The 5,350-nt window shown below is 32.0% G+C and carries 6 protein-coding genes; 5 read left to right on the forward strand and 1 reads right to left on the reverse strand.

What is annotated here, in order from left to right:
- Window positions 1-536: 536 nt before the first annotated feature.
- From AFK68_RS44915 to AFK68_RS12170, 5 genes are all read left to right on the forward strand, one after another.
- Window positions 537-714, forward strand: a 178-nt coding sequence (locus tag AFK68_RS44915) for a class I SAM-dependent methyltransferase (protein WP_210407368.1), incomplete at its 3' end; no start/stop codon positions are given.
- A 672-nt stretch (window positions 715-1,386) separates the two neighbouring features.
- Complete coding sequence (locus AFK68_RS12155) at window positions 1,387-1,725, forward strand: PadR family transcriptional regulator (RefSeq protein WP_094673046.1); 339 nt, start codon at window positions 1,387-1,389, stop codon at window positions 1,723-1,725.
- An 11-nt stretch (window positions 1,726-1,736) separates the two neighbouring features.
- Window positions 1,737-2,339, forward strand: a complete 603-nt coding sequence (locus tag AFK68_RS12160; protein ID WP_143437816.1) for a hypothetical protein — start codon at window positions 1,737-1,739, stop codon at window positions 2,337-2,339.
- A 161-nt stretch (window positions 2,340-2,500) separates the two neighbouring features.
- Window positions 2,501-2,797 (forward strand): hypothetical protein, encoded by a 297-nt coding sequence (locus tag AFK68_RS12165; protein ID WP_094673048.1) that lies wholly within the window; start codon window positions 2,501-2,503, stop codon window positions 2,795-2,797.
- Between the two features lie 354 nt (window positions 2,798-3,151).
- Window positions 3,152-4,285 carry a histidinol-phosphate transaminase gene (locus AFK68_RS12170; protein WP_094673049.1) on the forward strand — a complete coding sequence of 378 codons (1,134 nt, stop codon included), beginning with the start codon at window positions 3,152-3,154 and terminating at the stop codon, window positions 4,283-4,285.
- Between the two features lie 515 nt (window positions 4,286-4,800).
- Here AFK68_RS12170 and AFK68_RS12175 read toward each other — a convergent pair.
- Window positions 4,801-5,301, reverse strand: coding sequence for a GNAT family N-acetyltransferase (locus AFK68_RS12175; RefSeq protein WP_143437817.1), 501 nt, complete (start codon window positions 5,299-5,301; stop codon window positions 4,801-4,803).
- Window positions 5,302-5,350 lie beyond the last annotated feature (49 nt).

Here is a 5,350-nt window from a genome sequence, read left to right on the forward strand (position 1 = left end):
GAACAAAAACGTTATTTAACTGCTGAATTGCCAAAATTGCCTTTTGAAGATAATAAATTTGATTTGGCTTTANGAGTTGAACAAAAACGTTATTTAACTGCTGAATTGCCAAAATTGCCTTTTGAAGATAATAAATTTGATTTGGCTTTATGTAGTCATTTCTTATTTCTATATTCCGATCAATTTTCAGTAGAATTTCATCTAGAATCAATTTTAGAGATGTGTCGAGTTGCTAAAGAAGTAAGAATTTTTCCTCTGCTGAAACTTTCTGGAGAAATATCCCCATTAGTAATGCCAATAATTGAAAAATTATCAACTAAAGGATACAGAGCAGAAATTCGAGAAATAGATTATGAATTTCAAAAAGGAGGTAATCAAATGATAAGAATTTCCTGCGGAATGCTGGGCAAACATCCATTAGCCATCAGCTATTAGTTTTTCAAGATATTATTGACCAAGTAAAAGCAAATTATGATACTTTTGTTTGGCAAAATTTTCAGTCACCATAAAATTTAGGAAAAGTCAGAATAGGAGCTATGGAAAAATTTTTACAATACTTTCCTAATGGAGTTGAACAAAAACGTTATTTAACTGCTGAATTGCCAAAATTGCCTTTTGAAGATAATAAATTTGATTTGGCTTTATGTAGTCATTTCCTATTTTTATATTCCGACCAGTTTTCAGAAGAATTTCATCTAGAATCAATTTTGGAAANGAGTTGAACAAAAACGTTATTTAACTGCTGAATTGCCAAAATTGCCTTTTGAAGATAATAAATTTGATTTGGCTTTATGTAGTCATTTCCTATTTTTATATTCCGACCAGTTTTCAGAAGAATTTCATCTAGAATCAATTTTGGAAATGTGTCGAGTTGCTAAACAGGTAAGAATTTTTCCTCTGTTAGAACTTTCTGGAGAAATATCCCCGTTAGTAATGCCTATAATTGAAAAATTATCAACTCAAGGATATAGAGCAGAAATTAAACAAGTACCTTACGAATTTCAAAAAGGAGGTAATCAAATGATAAGCATTTCCTCCGGAATGCTCCGCAAATAGCCATCAGCTATTAGCTATTAATTCATTGCCTTGAGAGTAGGAATTAGTATTGAGATATTTAAGGCGAATTAAAAGTATTGGCAAAAATTTGACCAAGAAATAAGGTCAAATAACCACACCATTTCAAGGGGATAAAAAAAGAAATTTCCGATTTTATTCCCTCCTAATTCAGTAGAAGGTACTGAGACAGGACTTCTCGCTGCCCATAAGGTAGAGGGAATTTTAGGGATGTAGCGATCGCTGTCTATCAAGGCTCATATTTAGTCTGCTTGATAATATCAAATAATTTGATATACATTGATAAAGTGATAATTTATCAAAAAATAGATAATGGCAAAACAAAACCAAGAGCGATTTTTCGATTTGTCGCCCAAAGAAGAAGCGGTATTGTCATCGGTTCTATACCGAAAACGTTATGGATTAGAAATTATTGATGCTGTCAAGGAAGCTAGTGGTGGGAGGATTGAACTAGGGTTCGGTTCTCTTTATCCCACCCTACATAAGTTGGAGAAAAAAGGTTTTTTGGCAGCACATTGGGGAGAGGAAACTCCTGAAGAACGTAGTGGAGCAAGACGTAGATATTACCGAATTACAGGTTTAGGAAAAAAGGTACTTCAAGAAAAACGACATTTCTTGAATGATTTAGCAGTATGGCAACCAGTTTTATGAGGAGTAAAGTAATGAAAAATCTCAGTAGAGTAGTGAAAAATTTAAAGTGCTATGTCTACTATCTTTTAATTGTTTTAGTTGATGCTTTTAATAATCGCAATTCATTTGCAAAAATATCTCCGTCACAAAAGATTATTGACCGAGCATGGAAACATCAAGATGAAAGGTTTCTTTGGCAAACTTTGTCAAAAGTTCCACAAGATATCTGGAAAATTCTGTTGTTCTGGATAGTTTTTATTTACGGCACAGTTTTCCGTTCTGGCAGTGATTTTTTCAGTATATTTATGCGAATAGTAGGTTGGTCAGTCTTGTGTTTAATTTTAGTATGTCCGCCATTAATACTGTTAGGTAAATTTTTCTGGAAACGGATAATTTATGATTCAACAACACCTTGGGATTTACAATTATCTGATTTTCTAACTAAGTTATTTGTTGAAGAACTTAAAGAGGAAAGTCGTGGAGATTTAATAGAGGCGAGAAATAAATTAGTTAAACAGGGATATTCAAAATGGTTAGTTAGTCTTATTACTCTAGTACGAGCATTTAAAATATTCTTGTCTTTCTGGTTATGTAAATTTGAGTATCTTGCCAAAAACTTTTTTCAGATTAAGTAAGTAGTATTACTTTCACAAAATAGGTAAGCATTCAGCAGTCATCTATCAGCTTCATTACCTTTAATTTTGTCTACCTACTTAGTTCATCTAGATTTATCAATCGCACCTAGTATGAGTAGGTGTATTATCTAAATAAAATTCAGATTATTGAGGAGATAATTATGTTAAACCAGAATGCAGACTTAGATTTACTCCGCTATCTAATTAATGTAATCGAATCAGAAAGAAATGAGAGGGTTTATTTAGAAAACCGAGTCAATACAATTGAGAAAAAACTCAATTTTCAAGTAATCAAATCTCAAGACTTTGAATATCAACTCAAAGATTTAGAAGGAGAAGTTGCAGAAGTTAGGATAAACAATCAAGTTTTATCTGAGAAAAATGCAGAACTCGAAAATTTACAGCATCCTTACTCAATGGATGGAAAACCAATTTGTGATTACTGGGAAAATGATTAAAAAGTAACTTTGTAAATTTTCTTATTTCAGTTAAATTGTTTCCATCTTTCCCTTGAAGGATTACTTTTTTAGAAAATTTTCTAACATTGCGCTTAAGCTATACTAATCCTAAATGATTTGTGAAAAAAAATTGTAGGGGTTTGGTTTCCAAATCCAATCTTAGCTTGGGGAAAGGAGACCAAACCCCTACGATAAAATATTACAACCTATTTATAATTGCTATATAACCTTTGGATTTCCCTTTCAGAATTTGAAATAAAATGTTTGACAACTTTTCCATTTTCTGAATAATCTCATGAAGTCTATAGTAAATGATATGCTCTAATTAACCAACAAAAATTATTCAATCAAGTTATGCTCTCTTTTATTCGTTCAGACCTTAATAATCTTAAAGCTTATACTCCTCATCCTGGAGGTAGTTCGGAAATTCCTTTGGATAGATTAGATACTAATGAATGTCCTTATGATTTGCCTGATAATTTAAAGCAAAATTTGGCTGAGATTTATCAACAGTTAATTGAAACAAACCGTTATCCTGATGGGAGTCATTTCCAACTTAAAGAAGCAATAGCTCAATATGTAAATGAGGCAACTCCTTCGGCTAATATTTCTGCTAGTAATATTTCTGTTGGTAATGGTTCTGATGAATTAATTCGCTCTCTATTAATTGCTAGTTGTGTAGGAGGTGAATGTTCTATTTTGACGGCAACTCCTACTTTTTCTATGTATTCTATTCTGGCTCAAACTTTAGGAGTTTATGTAATAAATGTGGGGAGGAAAGAATCGGATTTTGAAATAGATATTGCTGCTGCTCAGGATGCTATTAATCAAACAAAAAATCCTTCTGTAAGAGTGGTATTTGTTGTTCATCCAAATTCTCCGACTGCTAATGCTTTAACTTCTCAAGAATTGGCATGGTTACGGAGTCTGCCAGATGATATTTTAGTGGTAATTGATGAGGCTTATTTTGAGTTTAGTAAAATTTCTGTGGTTGAGGAATTAAATCAACACCCAAATTGGGTTATTTTAAGAACTTTTTCTAAAGCTTTTAGGTTAGCTTCCCTGCGAGTAGGATATGCTATAGCTCACCCAGAAGTTATTATTAATTTGGAAAAAGTTCGCCTTCCCTACAACTTACCAAGTTTTTCTCAAGCTGCTGCTGAATTAGTGCTTACTCATAGTCAAGATGTATTATCTTTTATCCCAGAAATTTTGAAAGAAAGAACTAAATTATTTAGTGCTTTTGCCGAAATTCCTGCTTTGAAAGTTTGGGAAAGTGCTGCTAATTTTTTCTATGCTAGACTGACAGATGAAGGATTAAAATTAATCGGTAAAAGTTCCCAAGATGAGGGTTTAAATAGTTTAATGCAGCAACTTAAAAGTCAGGGAACTTTGATTCGTCATACTGGTGGAGGGTTAAGAATTACGGTAGGAACTCCTGAAGAAAATCAGCGTACAGTTGAGAGAATTAAGGGTATTTTTAAATAGGGAAAAAGTGGATATAGCAGTTTTCATTAATATAGAGTACAGAGATTTGGGTTGAAAGGAAGAAGTAAGAAGGAAGAAGGAAGAAGGAAGAAGGAAGAAGGAAGAAGGAAGAAGTTTTGTAGTCTACCTTTGTGAAAACCGCTATAGATTTTTAAGAACATTAGTCTGTAGGGGTTTGGTTTCCAAATCCTTACCGAATAATTAATAATTAATAGTTAATAATTAATAATTAAGAGTTGATAGTCAATAATTAATTATTCATTCAACAATTAAAGTTAAAAGCCTCCCCTTTCAAGGGGATAAATCAAAACAATTTCCTTAAGGGCTAATCCCCTTCTTTCAAGAAGGGGTAATTATTAATTATTAATTGCTGAAAGAACAGATAAGCTGATTTTCAAAGATTAATATTTTGTCAATTCCATCAATACCATATCTGCTAAGTCTCCATTAGGCATCTGCCATGATTTATACATGATTTATGTAACTACAAAACCGAGATTTTTAAACATATTAATTTATCTTTTGTTTGATAGCAAAATTACGGCTCCAATTGTTTGAATATGTAATTCATTGAAGGCATAAATAATTAGTCGTTTTAATGCTAGAGTTCCGTATCCTTTATTTCTATATTTTTCATCCAGAATTGCTATACCAATTTCAGCAGTAAACAAATCCAGATTCAAGCCTTTTAATACTACATATCCAATCGGAAAATTTTCTAGGTTTAGATAAATTCCAAATGGTAGAGGCTGACTTTTGCGAGAATAAGGGAAAGCATAACTTGAAATTGCCTCTATAAATTCTTCTGTTTCATTAGGTTGAAAAAATGTATTCCAACCCAGTAAATCTATTAAACTTTCGTCTTGAGCAAGCTTGATTAAGTGCTTAATATGACTGTTTGCCATAGAAGCTAAAAAAAACTTCGATCCTGCTGCTTTATGTTCTTGCTCTAATAATATTCTTTCATCCATAATTCTTTTATAGCTTGAATTTAACCATGAAATTAAATCAACCAAATCTCTTGATTAAACTAATAAATAGAGTTTCTAATCAGAGATTTTATAC

Source organism: Hydrocoleum sp. CS-953 (assembly GCF_002260545.1).
Taxonomy (GTDB): domain Bacteria; phylum Cyanobacteriota; class Cyanobacteriia; order Cyanobacteriales; family Microcoleaceae; genus Trichodesmium.

Coding starts and splice junctions, on each gene's coding strand:
- AFK68_RS12155 (WP_094673046.1), top strand. CDS start 1,387: ATGGCAAAACAAAACCAAGAGCGATTTTTCGATTTGTCGCCCAAAGAA.
- AFK68_RS12160 (WP_143437816.1), top strand. CDS start 1,737: ATGAAAAATCTCAGTAGAGTAGTGAAAAATTTAAAGTGCTATGTCTAC.
- AFK68_RS12165 (WP_094673048.1), top strand. CDS start 2,501: ATGTTAAACCAGAATGCAGACTTAGATTTACTCCGCTATCTAATTAAT.
- AFK68_RS12170 (WP_094673049.1), top strand. CDS start 3,152: ATGCTCTCTTTTATTCGTTCAGACCTTAATAATCTTAAAGCTTATACT.